Raw genomic sequence first — 15122 nt, 5'->3', positions numbered from 1 at the left:
GTAAACAGATGCGCAGCAGCGTCACACGGGCGGTTAAGCCGTTAAATCGGGATTTGAAGAACCTTGGGTTTGGATTGGCTAAACATTCACCGAAACCCTCAAGCGAACACAATCAGCCAAACACTACATCCCCCTGTGGGAGCAAGCCCCACATTGGATCTGCGTTGCATCACCATTATTTAATTTTTAAATACTGCTCCGGACTTTCTGATTTGCCGGCTCTGGCCCCCGCGCGCCTAATCGGCTCCTTGTTCCTGAAGGTCCGATCATGGAAAACGTTCACGCAACCTCCCGCCCTGCCCTCTGGCTGATGCTCAGCATCATTCTTGTCGCCCTGAACCTGCGTCCGTCCATGGCCGCTGTCGGCCCTTTGCTGTCAGCGATCCGCAGTGACATCCCGCTGAGTTTCAGCCTGGCCTCGCTGTTGACCATGCTGCCCGTCATGGCCATGGGACTGGCGATGTTCTTCGGTATCGGCATCAGTCAGCGCCTGGGCGAGCAGCGCACCGTGGTGCTGTCGCTGATAATTATCGGCCTGGCCACAGTATCGCGGTTGTTCCTTGATTCAGCGGCGGAATTGATCCTGAGCGCCGTGTTGGCCGGCGTCGGCATAGCGCTGATTCAGGCGCTGATGCCCGCCCTGATCAAGTCCCGTTTCAGCGACAACGTTTCCGTGTGCATGGGTCTCTACGTGACGTCGATCATGGCCGGAGCGGCAATTGCGGCGTCATTCGCGCCGTTGGTGATGACCCGCACCGGCAGTTGGCGAGTGGGGTTGGCGATCTGGTCGGTACTGGCGCTGACGGCATTGCTGTTCTGGCGCGCTCAACGCTCGGGGATGCCAGCATTGGGGGAGAAATCGTCCCGCAAAGAATCCTTTTTCAGCAATTCCCGCGCCTGGTTACTCGCGATCTTCTTCGGCCTGGGCACGGCGTCCTACACCTGTGTGCTGGCCTGGCTGGCGCCGTACTACGTGGAAAAAGGCTGGAGCGAGCAACAGGCCGGCTTGTTGCTGGGCTTTTTGACGGCCATGGAAGTGTTGTCGGGGTTGCTGACACCCGCCATCGCCAACCGCAGCCGTGACCGGCGCCTGGTGCTAGTGGTGTTGCTGGCACTGATCATGGCCGGTTTTTGCGGGCTGATTCTGAGCCCGCAACACCTGAGCCTGCTGTGGCCGTGCCTGCTGGGACTGGGCATCGGCGGGCTGTTCCCGATGAGCCTGATCGTGTCGCTGGACCATCTGGACAATCCCCAACGTGCGGGCGGGTTGACCGCCTTCGTGCAGGGCATCGGTTACCTGATCGCCGGCCTCTCGCCGCTGATCGCCGGGATGATTCGCGATCAACTGGGGAGTTTCGAATGGGCCTGGTGGTCACTGATGGGCGTCATGGCACTGATGATTCTGATGGTTCTGCGCTTCGATCCGCAGCATTACGCCAAACACATTCATTAACCCGGAACCCCATCATGAAACGCACAGGTTTTGCTGCCGCTCACGTCGGCATGTTGCTATGGGCACTGTTGATTGCCGTCTCGTTTTCCGCGGCAGCCCAGGTCAGCCAGGCCATCGACCCGATTCTGCTGACCGGGTTGCGCTTGCTGTGTTGCGCCCTGGTGTTTTTGCCCTTGTTGCTGTTCAAGGGCGATACCGCCATGACCGCCCGCGGCCTACTCGGTCATGCCGTGCTCGGTATGCTGCTGGCGCTGTACTTCGGTTCGCTGTTCGAAGCATTGCGCTACACCTCGGCGGTGAATACCGGGACGATGTTCACTCTGGTGCCGTTGCTGACGCTGCTGTTCGAAGCCATCCTGACACCCGACAGCCGCCTGAAACAACGCGTGTTACCCATGCTGGTTGCCGCGGCCGGCGCCGTGCTGCTGGTATTGAAAGGCGCAGGCCCCGGCGAACTGCCGTCGCTGTATGCGGTATCGGTGTATGCGGTCGGTTGCCTGGCAATGGCGCTCTACTCGCCCCTGAGTCAACGGCTCAAGGCCAATAGCCTCAAGGGGCGCGGCCCGGTGGGCATGACTTTCTGGAACATGCTGTTCGGCGCACTGTTTCTATTGGCGTTTTGTGGATTCAGCGGCGGCTGGCGTTCGGCGTCGTTGCTGAGCGCGAGCGATCTCTGGTGGCTGATCTACCTGGCCCTGTTTGCCACGCTAGCGACTTTCTGGCTGCTGCATCGAGCCATTGGCGTGATCGCCCCTTCCTCAGTCATTTCCTACATCTACCTGAGCACCCTGTTCATCACACTGTTCCACTGGTTGTGGCTACACCAGTCGCCACGCGCCCTGGAAATCATCGGCGCGTTGCTGGTGGGCGTCGGCATGTTGACGCTGTTAATATCCAGCCGCGACGCGATGCCTGTACAGCAATCAGCGCTGAAGGCCCCTGACCATGTTTCGGGTGATTGAATTCACAGGTCGTGTTCATAACACTATCTGTCCCACAACTGACCATGAAAAATCCTACAAGGCATTCTCTTGGCACTATCGTTCCGTTAGGATCGTTCGCACACGTTTGCGCACAGTCGGCGCAAGGAGCACAGCGAGACAGAACGGATGCTGAACAGTAACTTGCTTAGAAAGCTCGATATGCAAGACCTCATGGTGTTTGTCGCCGTGTATGAGCAAAGCAGCGTCACCGGTGTGTCGGAGGCGCTCTGCGTCAGCCAGTCCACCGTGAGTTACTGCCTGAAGAAACTGCGTACCAGTTTCGAAGACGAGTTATTCATCAATACCCGCACGGGTATGCGCCCCACCTACAAAGCCAGCACCATGTATACCCATGTGCTGAAGATTCTCGAAAGCATCAACCTGTGTCACGCCGGGACACCGACGTTCGATCCAACCTTGCAACCGGTCACCTTCAATATCTGTGCGCCGGAATACTTCGAGCAGTTGATCCTGCCGCGCCTGTTGAAGAGCTTCGATTTCGCCGACTTGCCCGTGATGGTCAACATGCACAAGTTCGAAACCGACATCCCGGCCGAAGAACTGCGCGACGGCAGCCTCGACCTGGTGATCTGTTTCGGCCCGAACTTTCATCGAAGCCACACCGACTTCAACTCCAGACGGCTACTGGAGGACGATCTGGTCTGCGTCTTCGACAAACGCGCCACGCCGCTGGAGCCGCGCTTGAGCCTGCAAGCGTTCACTGAACGTCGGCATGTGTTCCCGACGCCCTGGACGTCCACCACCAATATGGTTGATGGCTGGCTGGCTCAACAGGCCCATAAACGGCAGATTGTCGCGCGCTCCAATAGCTACAGCGCGGCGCTGAAGATGATCACCGGCACCGACTTCATCCTGACCTTGCCCCGGCGTATCCAGCAATTGCTGGCCAACGAGGCGATCTTCAATCACTGCGAGGCGCCCAATGGCTTACCGGGCTTCACCCTGGACATGCAGTGGAGTCAAAGCGTCGACCAGGACAGCGCCAATACCTGGTTGCGCGAGCAAGTGATCAAGGCCTGCGCCGAGCAGGAAATGGCCTGAAACTCAGAGGCCGATGGCAGTCTTGGTGTAGGACTCTCGATCGATGTCGATGATTTCCACACATAGCTGGACCTCAACACCGACCGGCCATTCGCACACATCCTGCACCACCGCCAGCAGGCTGTCTGATAACTGCTTCTTGATCTGCGGCGAGCGACCGCTCAACAACGACAGCTTTACATGCATGAACGCCCGCTCGCCCGGTGCGGTACCCACCCTGAAAGTCTCGACCTTCACCGCACGAGCCTTGATGTCGAACTCTTCAAACTGCCCCGAAGCGACCAGCGCGTTGTTGAGTCGCATCAATGCCACATCGGCATTCAGTTCGGACAGGTTGGCGGTGTATTCCATGTGCAGGTGGGGCATGACGGGGTTCCTGAGGATTGGCAGAAAGATCGTAGATATAACACCGCCCTGCTCACTCTGTCAGCGGAAGGATCGGACGTTCACTCATGAACGCCTCCAGGCGCGAGCGCAGCCAGCGTTCAGCCGGATCGCTGTCGACATGGCTGAGCCAGACCATGGACAGGTCCAGGGTCGGCGTCTTGAACGGAAACGGCTCTTTGAATAGTTGGCCTGACGCGGCCATCGCCTCCGCCGTGTAATCCGGCAGGCTGGCGATCAGGTCGGTGCCGGCGAGCAAGGCCGGCAATGAACTGTATTGCGGGACGGAGAGCACGACGTGGCGCGTACGGCCGATCTCCGCCAGCCATTCATCGGCGTAGCCGCTGACGTTGGCAGTGTGGGACACCAACACATGCGGCCGCGCGCAATATTCATCGAGGGTCAACGGCGTATCCGACGCATCTGCACGCAAAATACTGGGCTGGATATGACGCAACAATTTGCGCTTGGCGTTGGCCGGCAGACCGCGCGTCTGGCTGATACCAACGGTGATATCGCCAGACGCCAGCAAGTCGGGAATGCGCCAGTAGTCGACATGCTGGACCACGAACACCACCTTCGGCGCCTCCTGGCGCAAGGCGCGCAGCAACGGTGGCAACAGGCCGAACTCGACATCGTCCGACAGCCCGATGCGAAACGTCATGGTGCTGCTGAGCGGATCGAAATCGTGGGTCAGGCTCAAGGCCACCGACAGCGAATCCAGTGCCGGCGACAGGTGTTGAATGATTTCCTCGGCCCGCGCTGTTGGCTCCATGCGATGACCAACCCGAATGAACAACGGATCGTTGAACATCGTCCGCAAGCGGTTCAGCGCCGCACTGATGGTCGGCTGACCGAGGAACAGCTTCTCCGCCACCCGCGTGACGTTGCGTTCGAGCATCAATGTCTCGAACACCACCATCAGGTTGATGTCGGCCTTGCGTAGTTCGTTGCGATTCATCCGTTGCACCCCGGTCCCCATGACTGGGTGACAGTTTAGGGAGGTGTCGCAATCGGCGTCTATGCAGGTTGGCAAACGACCCGATCCATAAAAACCAGGGGCACTCACAACTCAAGAGCGCCCGGCTGAAACGAAGCTGCTCTGACTGAGCAGCTTCACCGCCTTTACCCTATATCTCCTTGACCGGAGTCTGCTCTTGAGTCCCTTTGATCAAACTGATGGCATGCACGCAATCAGACTTATTGACGTAAGCCTCTCCACTGGCAATCGTTTCATGATTCCCCGCCCGCAAACGCCAGCGCCATTGGCCCTTGCCGGTCTGTGAGGTGCCACGGGTTTGCCTGTAAATCTCAAAGTACATTGATCGCTCCTTGCGATGGCTGATTACGACAGATCAGTGATCTGCGAAACCAGAGTAGATGAGGAATTTTTGCGGCAAAGTCTTTCAATGTCAGGGGATATTTCGAAGGAAAAACCTTGATTGCCGAAACGATCAATGAATACGGGGGGCGGTAATTAGAACGACTTGGTGGAGTTACTTTTCCTGTGGACGGACATATCTTTCTTACGCCGTTGTGCTGAGTTTTCCGACATCAAAAACTCCGGAGAAAAGCAGGACGGATACGCAAATGGCCAAATGAAAAAAGCGGCGCAAACGAAAAAGCCCCCGTAATCATCAATGATTACGGGGGCTTCGTCTTGTTCAATAATGGCGGAGAGATAGGGATTCGAACCCTAGGTACCGGTGAAGGTACAACGGATTTCGAATCCGTCCCATTCGGCCACTCTGGCATCTCTCCAACGGCGCGCATCATAACAGCACAATCGCTGGAAGCGAACCCCCTTTAGCGATTTTTTTCCGTGCTATCAGATGCTTGCGTCGATTAAAGCGGTACGCCTAGACGGTTGGCGACTTCTTCGTAGGCTTCGATGACGTCACCGAGGCCCTGACGGAAGCGGTCCTTGTCCATTTTCTTCTTGGTGGCCTTGTCCCACAGACGGCAGCCGTCCGGGCTGAATTCGTCGCCCAGAACGATGGAGCCGTCGGAGAACACGCCAAATTCGAGTTTGAAGTCGACCAGCAGCAGGCCGGCGTCGTCGAACAGTTTGCTCAGGACTTCGTTGACCTTGAGCGACAGTTCTTTCATGCGAACCAGTTGCTCGGCGGTGCCCCAACCGAATGCCACGACGTGGGATTCGTTGATGAACGGATCGCCCTTGGCATCGTCCTTCAGGAACAGTTCGAAGGTGTAAGGGTTGAGCTTCATGCCCTCTTCAACACCCAGGCGCTTGACCAGGCTGCCGGCGGCGTAGTTACGCACGACGCATTCGACCGGGATCATGTCGAGTTTTTTCACCAGGCATTCGTTGTCGCCCAGCAGTTTGTCGAATTGAGTCGGCACGCCGGCTGCTTCGAGTTTCTGCATGATGAAGGCGTTGAACTTGTTGTTCACCATGCCTTTGCGGTCGAGCTGCTCGATACGCTTGCCGTCGAACGCCGAGGTGTCGTTGCGAAACAGCAGGATCAAGCGGTCAGCGTCGTCGGTCTTGTAAACCGATTTGGCTTTGCCGCGGTAGAGTTCTTCACGTTTTTCCATGATGGGCTCCGCTTGCTAAGTAGGTGGGCTAGGCGATGTGTCGCCAGTCGAGCCCTGAATCTTGATCGGCCAGTTGCAGCCAGTCCGGGTCGCACCCGAGGGTGTCGACAAAACATTGCCGGGCCAGCTGCGGCAGGTTGTTCTTGCTGCTCAGATGGGCCAGGACCAGGTGTTGCAGGCCTTGCCAGCCCAACTCGGCCACCAGGAATGCCGCCTGATGGTTGTTCAAATGTCCCAATTCACCGCCCACCCGTTGCTTGAGAAAATACGGGTAGTGACCGCGAGCCAGCATGTCACGGCAATGGTTGGCCTCGATCATCAACGCATCGAGGTCCCGATAGCCATCCAGCACCTTGTCGCAGTATGAGCCCAGGTCGGTCAACAGGCCGAAACGCCGCTGACCGTCGCTGAAAACATACTGCGTCGGCTCCTGTGCATCATGGGCCACGGCAATGACGCCGATGCTCAGAGGGCCGATTTGCAGTTGCTCGCCGCCAGCCAGAAAGCCTGCGGGTTCAATCGGTTTGCGCATCCCGCGCAGGGTCCCGCGACTGAGGTAGACAGGCAGATTGTAGCGCCGAGACAGCAAACCCACGCCATGCACATGATCGGCATGTTCGTGGGTCACAAGTATCGCGCTCAACTGCGCCGGGTTCACACCCAGGCGCAGCAGGCGTTTTTCAGTTTCCCGCAGGGAGAAACCACAATCTACCAATACGTACGTGTCATCGCTGGCTACCAGCGTGCCGTTCCCTTGGCTACCGCTGCCGAGAACGGCAAAACGCATGTGATCAGCCCAGATTGTCCTGAATCACGGTCAACACTTTGCGCGCCACGTCTGCTGGCGCCACGGTGTTGATGTTTTTCTCGACGGTGACTTGGACGTTCTCGCCGACCTTGCTCAGGCGAACCTGATAACGCTCGGCGCGGGCTTCAACTTCTTCCTTGTTCGGCTTGCTGCCGAACAGGCTGCCGAAGAAACCTGGCTGCTCATCCTTCTTCTCGGCCTTTTCGGCGAGGTTGATGTAGTACAGGCCCAGGCTGCGATTGATGTCTTCAACGCGCCATTCGCCCTGTTCCAGCGCACGACCGACGCTCGACCAGGCACGATCCAGGTCGGTACCGACGTTGAGCACCGGGTTGCCGCTGCCGTCTTCAGTCAGGCTGACACGGCTTGGCGTATCGAAATCACGCGAAGCCAGCATCGAGACCGAACCGCCCTTCTCCGAAGTGCGGCTCATGCTCGCGAGCATGTCGTCGACCAATGCTGCGTCCAGGCCGGTATTGACCGAACGATTGGTGAAATCGACGTTGGCGGTGCTGCCGGCAGGGCGCTCGGCGCTGACCACGTAGACTTCACTGGTGTTGCGTTGCACGCCCGGCTCGATACGCACCCGCACGCGGGTTTCGCTGTCGGCGCCGACACCGGCTGCGCTCAGGCGCTTGGCCATGGCTGCGGACAGTTCGTCGGAATGCTGCCAGGTAGTCGTGAACTCACCGGTTTGCGGGCGCTGTTCGTCCAGACGGAAACCGTTGTCCTGGAAGAACTGCACGGCCACTGGCCAGACTTCGGCCGGTGGGTTCTGAGCCATGATCCAACGCGAATCGCCGCTCTTCTGCAAGGAGTAGGCGCTGATATCAGCCGCTGCCGACAGCGGCTGCGGACGAGGCACGACATATTCGCCCTTGGCTGTATCGTCGGCCACATTGCGCGGGATCGGCAACAGTGGATCCAGACGCTTGGAGGTGCTGACGTTCGGTGGCAGTTGCATCGGTGCAGTCTGTTGCGCTTCCAGGTAATCGCTACCACGGTCACGGAAGTAACCTTCCGGGCCCCAGATCCATCCGCAGCCACTGGTGCTGGAGATAATCAAGGCAAGTGCGGAAAGTCCGGCCATTCGCTTCATGCGTAGTACTTCCTCAATTAAACCAGGACGCCGGACTGGCGCATGGCCTGCCGCAGCGGTTCGTGACAGGCAGCACTGAGCCAGGTGAGCGGCAGACGGATACCGTCCGGCATCAAGCCCATTTCATGCAGCGCCCATTTCACGGGGATAGGATTGGATTCGATAAACAGGGTTTTATTGAGCGGCATCAGCTTTTCGTGGATCGCACGGGCCTTGACGGCATCGCCGGCCATTGCAGCGGCGCACAGCTCGCTCATGGCGCGTGGCGCAACGTTGGCGGTTACCGAAATATTGCCCTTGCCGCCAAGCAGCATCAGCTCGACCGCGGTCGCATCGTCACCGGAATAGACCAGGAAGTCGCTGCTCACGCCGGCCAGGATGTCCTTGGCGCGCTGCAGGTCACCCGTGGCTTCCTTGATGCCGATGATGTTCTTCACGGTCGACAGGCGGATTACCGTCTCTGCCTGCATGTCGCACGCGGTACGACCCGGCACGTTGTAAAGAATCTGCGGGATATCGACCGCTTCGGCGATGGCGCGGAAGTGCAGGTACAGGCCTTCTTGCGTCGGCTTGTTGTAATAAGGGGTTACCAGCAGGCACGCATCGGCGCCAGCGTTCTTCGCGTTGGTCGTCAGTTCGATCGCTTCGCGCGTCGAATTGGCGCCCGTACCGGCGATCACCGGAATACGCCCTGCAACCTGGGCAACCACACGACGAATCACTTCGATGTGCTCGTTCACGTCAAGCGTGGCCGACTCACCCGTAGTGCCGACCGCCACGATGGCGTTGGTGCCCTCTTGCAGGTGGAAGTCCACCAGTTTGCTCAGGCTGTCCCAGTCGAGACGACCCTGTGCATCCATGGGTGTGACCAGTGCCACCATACTGCCCGCAATCATGCAACCGCTCCTGCCGGAAAAAGAGAGCGGTAATGGTACTGGCGCCAAGATGCTTGTACAAGCGAAGTACTGCGCTGCCGCCATTCCCCTTGGCGCTGCTTTTCGCTACCCTTCAGACTTTGATCGGTACTGATCAGCTCGTACGCCGGGTTCCAGCCTCCATTTTCGGCATCACAAGCCCCGATCCAGCGTTGCCACCCCTCGCTCTTGCCACACTGGAGCACGTTGCAACCTTCGGCTGGGGGTTTGTGAATTCGCATCCGCAGGCTCGTCCCCGGTAAAAAAGGCTCATAAACAGTATCGACCGCTCATCGCTTTAGGAATGCTGCATGTCCACCCCCACAGTTCGCGAACAATTCCTTGTCATCAGTGCCCTCGGCGCCAACCCCATGGAGCTGACTAACGTCCTGTGCCGCGCCAGCCATGAAAACCGCTGCGCCGTGGTCACCTCTCGCCTGACGCGTCATGGCGAATGCAGCGCGCTGATCCTCGAGATCTCCGGCAGCTGGGACGCCCTGGCGCGCCTCGAGGGCAGCCTGCCAGCACTGGCCAAACGGCACGCCTTCACCGTCAACGTGGTGCGTAGCGCAGCCCTGGAGAACCGCCCCCAGGCCCTGCCATACGTCGCCTACGTCAGCTCGGCCTACCGCCCGGACATCATCAATGAGCTGTGCCAGTTCTTCATGGACCACAATGTCGAGCTGGAGAACCTGACCTGCGACACCTATCAGGCTCCGCAGACTGGCGGCACCATGCTCAACGCCACGTTCACCGTAACCTTGCCGGCCGGCACCCAGATCAGCTGGCTGCGGGACCAGTTCCTGGATTTCGCCGACGCCATGAACCTGGACGCACTGATTGAACCGTGGCGCCCACAAAACCCAATGTAAGGAAGCTTTCATGGCCGTAGCCATCGACCAACCGGTTGCCGACTTCGAAGCGCCCGCCACCAGCGGGCAGACCGTCAGCCTCGCGGGCCTTAAAGGCAAGCAAGTGGTGATTTACTTCTACCCGAAGGACAGCACGCCGGGCTGCACCACCGAAGGCCAGGGTTTTCGCGACCAGTACGCAGCGTTCAAGGCGGCCAACACCGAGGTGTTCGGTATATCTCGCGACAGCCTGAAGTCTCATGAGAACTTCAAGTGCAAGCAGGAGTTTCCCTTCGAGCTGATCAGCGACAAGGACGAAGCCATCTGTCAGCTGTTCGACGTGATCAAGCTGAAAAAGCTCTACGGCAAGGAATATATGGGTGTTGATCGCAGCACGTTCCTGATCGACAAGAACGGCGTGCTGCGTCAGGAATGGCGCGGCGTGAAGGTGCCGGGGCATGTGGATGCGGTTTTGGCTGCTGCTCAGGCCCTCGATAAAGCCTGATTCATCTAGTGCCCGCCCGGACGTCATCGCGAGCAGGCTCGCTCCCACAGGTTTGCGCAAATCCTGTGGGAACGGACGCGAAGAGACCAGCAACTTCGCCGCATAACCAGCACTGACCGTTAAAGCAGCGGCGCCACCTCCGGCTCCTTGCGCGGCCAGGCATCCAGCACGGCTTTGAACAGCGTTGCCAGGGGAATCGCAAAGAATACGCCCCAGAAGCCCCACAACCCGCCAAACAGCAGCACCGCGCAGATGATCGCCACCGGATGAAGATTGACCGCTTCCGAGAACAGCAGCGGCACCAGCACATTGCCGTCCAGCGTCTGAATGATCCCGTAGACCGCCATCAAATAGATGAACTGATCGCTCCAGCCCCACTGGAACAGTGCAATCAACAGCACCGGCACGGTCACCACCACCGCCCCCACGTAAGGCACCACCACTGAAACACCCACCAGCAACGCCAGCAACGCTGCGTAATTGAGTCCCAGCGCCACGAAAGCGATGTAAGTCACGCCCCCGCAAATGAAGATTTCGATGACCTTGCCGCGAATGTAGTTGGCAATCTGCCGGTTCATTTCCTGAGCGACCCGGGTGATCAGCGCTCGCTCCCGAGGCAGGTAACCACGAACCCACTGACCGATCATCTCCCGGTCCTTGAGGAAGAAGAATACCAGGATCGGCACCAGCACCAGATAGATCATGATGTTCACCAGCAGCGGCAGGCTCGACAACGAGAATGTCAGCGCCCACTGACCGAATTTGCCGATCTCGCCCCGCGCCACTTCGATCGCCTGCAGCACTTGCTCGTCCGACACCAGATGCGGATAACGCTCAGGCAGCAATAACAGAAGCGACTGCCATTTCGCGAGCATGCCGGGCAATTCGTTGAACAGCGTAATCAGTTGATGCCAGAGCAGAGGCACCACCACGATGATGAATACCAGCAACCCCCCCATGAACAACGCGAACACCAGCCCCACCGCCGCGGCTCCCGGCAGGCGCAGACGCTCGAGGATCACCACCAATCCCTGCATCAGATACGCCAGCACCATCCCGGCCAATACCGGCGCAAGCATTCCACCCAGGGTGAGTACGGCGGTAAATGCCAGAAACAGCAGCACCGCCAACACCACGGCCTCTTCATCCGAGAAATAGCGCTGAATCCAGTCGCGTAACACTTTGAACATCAATAATCCTTAGGAACGAACGCAGCAGATTTCAGGCTTTTTTCAACCAATAGCGGTAAACGCCCGCCTCATCTTCTTCACGAAGCAGCGTATGACCGGCCAATCGGGCAAAGGTGCGAAAGTCACGCTGAGAGCCTGCATCAGTGGCAATCACCTTGAGCACCGCACCGCTGGCCATTCGGTTGAGTTCCATCTTGGCTTTGAGCAACGGCAATGGACAATTCAGACCGCTGGCGTCCAGTTCGGCGTCGTAGGTTACAGCGTCAGTCATCGATTCACTCCGAAGCAGGGGGGTTGAGCCGCTAGAATATCTGGTCCCAAGCGTAGTGTCCGGCTACAGTAAGGTCTTTGTCGACTAAGGCTTTGTGCATGACTTTTTTGCGCCCTACCCTGCTGACGCTCGCTTGCCTGCTTGCCTCACCGGGCTTCGCCGACGACTTGCCGTCACTCGGTGACGCCAGTTCTGCCATCGTCTCGCCACAACAGGAATACCAACTGGGCCGCGCGTGGCTGGCGATGCTGCGCAGCCAGGTGTCGCAACTCAACGATCCGCAACTCAAGGATTACGTCGAGTCCAGCGTCTATCGGCTGGTGGAAACCAGCCAGGTCAATGACCGGCGCCTGGAATTCATCTTGATCAACAGCCCGCAGCTCAACGCTTTTGCCGCGCCGGGCGGAATCGTCGGCGTCAACGGCGGCTTGTTTCTCAATGCCCAGACCGAAGGCGAATATGCTTCGGTACTGGCCCACGAACTGGCGCACTTGTCGCAGCGTCACTTCGCCCGTGGTGTCGAAGCCTCGCAACGCATGCAAGTGCCCATGATGGCAGCGCTGCTGGCCGGGATCGTGATTGCCGCTGCCGGTGCAGGCGATGCCGGGATCGCGACCATTGCCGGCACCCAGGCAGCGGCGATGCAGGAACAGCGACGCTTCTCGCGCCAGAACGAACAGGAAGCCGACCGTATCGGCATCATGAATCTGGAGAAGGCCGGTTACGATCCGCGCTCGATGCCGACCATGTTCGAACGGCTGATGCGCCAGTACCGCTACGATGCCAAGCCTCCGGAATTCCTGCTGACTCACCCGGTGACCGAATCGCGTATTGCCGACACCCGCAACCGCGCCGAACAGGCCAAACCGGGCGGTATTGAAGACAGCATGCGTTATCAGCTGATTCGTGCACGCGTGCAGCTGATCTATGAAGAAACCCCAGGTTTGGGTGCCAAACGCTTCCGTGCCCAACTCGATGAAAACCCGAAAAACGACGTTGCGCGCTATGGCCTGGCAATCGCCCAGATCAAGGGCGGCCAGTTGAATGAAGCTCGTGAGAACCTCAAGCTGCTATTAGCCAAATCGCCGAACGAGATCATCTACAACCTGGCGCAGGTCGATCTGGACATCACCAATAATCGTCTGCCCGATGCTCAATCACGGGTCGATCGGATGCTGACTCAGTATCCGGGCAATTACCCGCTGAATCAGGTGCGTGTCGACCTGCTGCTCAAGCAGAATCGAGCGGCCGATGCGGAAAAAGCGTTGGAAAGCCTGCTCAAGACACGTCCCGACGATCCAGACGTCTGGTATCTGGTGGCCGAGACTCGTGGCCTGTCGGGCAACATCATCGGCCTGCATCAAGCCCGCGCAGAGTACTTTGCGCTGGTTGGCGATTATCGCCAGGCAATCCAGCAACTGGACTTCGCCAAGCGCAAGGCGGGCAGCAACTTCCCGCTGTCATCGCGGATCGATGCACGGCAACGCGAGCTGATGGAGCAGGAGCGCATGGTCAAGGACATGATGGGCTGACGCCTTCAGGGACAAAAAACCCAGACAAAAAAAAACCGCCTCTTTCGAGGCGGTTTTTTATTCAGCCGACAACCGGTTTTATTCAGCCAGTTTGAAGGTGATGAAGCTCGCGCGACCCTGGCGCAGAACCCGCATCGACACCGAGCGATTCTTCGGCAATGCCTTGGCAATCTCGGTGAACTCCTTGGTGGAGCCGATCGCCTGGTTGTTCAGGTGAGTGATCACATCACCAGGCTGCAAGCCGATCAGGGCAGCAGGACCGTCCTGCACGTCCTTGATTACCACACCACCTTTGAGGTCGTAGGCTTTCTTCTGCTCATCGGTCAACTCAGCCACGGAAACACCCAGGCGATTGCTGCTGCGCTCGGCACCAGATTTAGGCTGGGCGTCCAGCTCTTTGCCTTCTTCAGGGATAGCGCCGACGGTCAGCTCGACATTCTTGCGTTTGCCTTCGCGGATCACCTCAAGATTGGCTTTCGAGCCGGCCTTCAGCGCACCCACCAAGTGCGGCAGATCAGCGGACATGACGATCGGTTGACCGTTCATGCTCAGGATCACGTCGCCCACTTGCAGGCCACCCTTGGCAGCCGGACCGTCATCCTGGATCTGAGCCACCAACGCACCGGCCGGTTTCTCAAGACCGAACGACTCGGCCAGATCCTTGCTTACTTCCTGGATCACCACACCCAGCCAGCCACGGCTGACTTTACCGCCGCTTTTCAGCTGATTGGAAACGTCCATCGCCACATCGATAGGGATTGCGAACGACACGCCCATGAAGCCGCCGGAGCGGGTGTAAATCTGCGAGTTGATGCCGACCACTTCACCGGCCAGGTTGAACAGCGGACCGCCGGAGTTACCTGGGTTGATCGGCACGTCGGTCTGGATGAACGGCACATAGTTTTCGTTCGGCAGGCTGCGACCGATGGCACTGACGATGCCTTGAGTCACAGTGTGATCAAAGCCGAACGGCGAGCCGATGGCCACGACCCATTGACCGGCTTTCAGATCCTGCGATTTGCCGAGCTTCAGAACCGGCAGGTTCTTGCCTTCGATTTTCAGCAAGGCGACGTCGGAACGCGGATCGGTACCGATCAGCTTGGCTTTCAACTCACTGCGATCGGCGAGGCGCACGAGAATCTCATCGGCATCGGCGATCACATGGTTGTTGGTCAGGATGTAGCCGTCAGGCGAAATGATGAAACCCGAACCCAGGGACTGCGCTTCGCGCTGGCGATCACGTGGCTGCGGCGGCATGCCACGTTCGAAAAACTCGCGCAGCATCGGCGGCAAGCCTTCAAGGTCTGGCATTTGCTCACTGGACACTTTGCGATCCGGCAACTTCTGGGTAGTACTGATGTTCACCACCGCGGGCGAGGCCTGCTCGACCAGTTGCGTGAAGTCGGGCAAATCGGCCGCTTGCGCAGTGACCGCCTGACCGAGCACCAGCACGGTGGCAAAAATGGAGAGATAAGACTTCAAGCGTGGTATCGACATACGGCTCCCGTTAC

At 58.6% G+C, this 15122-nt stretch carries 16 protein-coding genes and 1 tRNA gene; 6 read left to right on the top strand and 11 right to left on the bottom strand.

The window, feature by feature from the left end; translation table 11 throughout:
• The first annotated feature begins 268 nt into the window (after positions 1-268).
• The 3 genes from AC30D7_RS12810 (at position 269) to AC30D7_RS12800 (ending at position 3498) form a co-directional block, all read left to right on the top strand.
• Positions 269-1453 carry a cyanate transporter gene (locus AC30D7_RS12810; protein WP_490134292.1) on the top strand — a complete coding sequence of 395 codons (1185 nt, stop codon included), beginning with the start codon at positions 269-271 and terminating at the stop codon, positions 1451-1453.
• A gap of 14 nt (positions 1454-1467) precedes the next feature.
• Entirely contained in the window at positions 1468-2415 is a 948-nt protein-coding gene (locus AC30D7_RS12805) for a DMT family transporter (RefSeq protein WP_490134291.1), read from the top strand.
• 147 nt (positions 2416-2562) lie between these two features.
• On the top strand, positions 2563-3498 hold the full coding sequence (locus AC30D7_RS12800; protein ID WP_490134290.1) for a LysR family transcriptional regulator: 936 nt from the start codon (positions 2563-2565) through the stop codon (positions 3496-3498).
• A 3-nt stretch (positions 3499-3501) separates the two neighbouring features.
• Here the strand turns inward: AC30D7_RS12800 and AC30D7_RS12795 are convergent, their stop codons facing one another.
• The 8 genes from AC30D7_RS12795 to dapA form a co-directional block, all read right to left on the bottom strand.
• Entirely contained in the window at positions 3502-3864 is a 363-nt protein-coding gene (locus AC30D7_RS12795) for a 5-carboxymethyl-2-hydroxymuconate Delta-isomerase (protein WP_019647992.1), read from the bottom strand.
• Between the two features lie 52 nt (positions 3865-3916).
• Complete coding sequence (locus AC30D7_RS12790) at positions 3917-4843, bottom strand: LysR substrate-binding domain-containing protein (protein ID WP_033064228.1); 927 nt, start codon at positions 4841-4843, stop codon at positions 3917-3919.
• Positions 4844-5012: 169 nt separating this feature from the next.
• Positions 5013-5204: a YegP family protein gene (locus AC30D7_RS12785; RefSeq protein ID WP_490134289.1), complete on the bottom strand. Its 192-nt coding sequence runs from the start codon at positions 5202-5204 to the stop codon at positions 5013-5015.
• Between the two features lie 349 nt (positions 5205-5553).
• Positions 5554-5643: transfer RNA gene (locus AC30D7_RS12780), tRNA-Ser, on the bottom strand.
• 84 nt (positions 5644-5727) lie between these two features.
• Positions 5728-6441 carry a phosphoribosylaminoimidazolesuccinocarboxamide synthase gene (gene purC / locus AC30D7_RS12775; protein WP_018926775.1) on the bottom strand — a complete coding sequence of 238 codons (714 nt, stop codon included), beginning with the start codon at positions 6439-6441 and terminating at the stop codon, positions 5728-5730.
• Between the two features lie 28 nt (positions 6442-6469).
• On the bottom strand, positions 6470-7228 hold the full coding sequence (locus tag AC30D7_RS12770) for an MBL fold metallo-hydrolase (RefSeq protein WP_490134288.1): 759 nt from the start codon (positions 7226-7228) through the stop codon (positions 6470-6472).
• A 4-nt stretch (positions 7229-7232) separates the two neighbouring features.
• A complete protein-coding gene (bamC, locus tag AC30D7_RS12765; RefSeq protein ID WP_018926776.1) occupies positions 7233-8348 on the bottom strand; it encodes an NlpB/DapX family lipoprotein in 1116 nt (371 codons plus the stop codon).
• 17 nt (positions 8349-8365) lie between these two features.
• Positions 8366-9244, bottom strand: coding sequence for a 4-hydroxy-tetrahydrodipicolinate synthase (gene dapA, locus AC30D7_RS12760; RefSeq protein WP_007941448.1), 879 nt, complete (start codon positions 9242-9244; stop codon positions 8366-8368).
• A 329-nt stretch (positions 9245-9573) separates the two neighbouring features.
• Here dapA and AC30D7_RS12755 point away from each other — a divergent pair, with 329 nt between their 5' ends.
• Both AC30D7_RS12755 and AC30D7_RS12750 read left to right on the top strand, forming a co-directional pair.
• The gene (locus AC30D7_RS12755; protein ID WP_490134287.1) at positions 9574-10134 is read left to right on the top strand and encodes a glycine cleavage system transcriptional repressor; all 561 of its coding nucleotides are present in this window, start codon (positions 9574-9576) and stop codon (positions 10132-10134) included.
• A 10-nt stretch (positions 10135-10144) separates the two neighbouring features.
• Positions 10145-10618 (top strand): peroxiredoxin, encoded by a 474-nt coding sequence (locus tag AC30D7_RS12750; protein ID WP_490134286.1) that lies wholly within the window; start codon positions 10145-10147, stop codon positions 10616-10618.
• Between the two features lie 119 nt (positions 10619-10737).
• Here the strand turns inward: AC30D7_RS12750 and AC30D7_RS12745 are convergent, their stop codons facing one another.
• Together AC30D7_RS12745 and AC30D7_RS12740 are read right to left on the bottom strand one after the other, a co-directional pair.
• Complete coding sequence (locus AC30D7_RS12745; RefSeq protein WP_007941446.1) at positions 10738-11808, bottom strand: AI-2E family transporter; 1071 nt, start codon at positions 11806-11808, stop codon at positions 10738-10740.
• 31 nt (positions 11809-11839) lie between these two features.
• Positions 11840-12079: a sulfurtransferase TusA family protein gene (locus tag AC30D7_RS12740; RefSeq protein WP_490134285.1), complete on the bottom strand. Its 240-nt coding sequence runs from the start codon at positions 12077-12079 to the stop codon at positions 11840-11842.
• Between the two features lie 98 nt (positions 12080-12177).
• Here AC30D7_RS12740 and AC30D7_RS12735 point away from each other — a divergent pair, with 98 nt between their 5' ends.
• A complete protein-coding gene (locus tag AC30D7_RS12735; protein ID WP_490134284.1) occupies positions 12178-13611 on the top strand; it encodes a M48 family metalloprotease in 1434 nt (477 codons plus the stop codon).
• Between the two features lie 78 nt (positions 13612-13689).
• On the opposite strand, the gene AC30D7_RS12730 is transcribed toward AC30D7_RS12735, so the two are convergent.
• On the bottom strand, positions 13690-15108 hold the full coding sequence (locus AC30D7_RS12730; protein ID WP_490134283.1) for a DegQ family serine endoprotease: 1419 nt from the start codon (positions 15106-15108) through the stop codon (positions 13690-13692).
• Positions 15109-15122: the final 14 nt, after the last annotated feature.

Source organism: Pseudomonas sp. DF5, from assembly GCF_058148225.1.
This window is presented reverse-complemented; position numbering and strand designations above follow the sequence as displayed.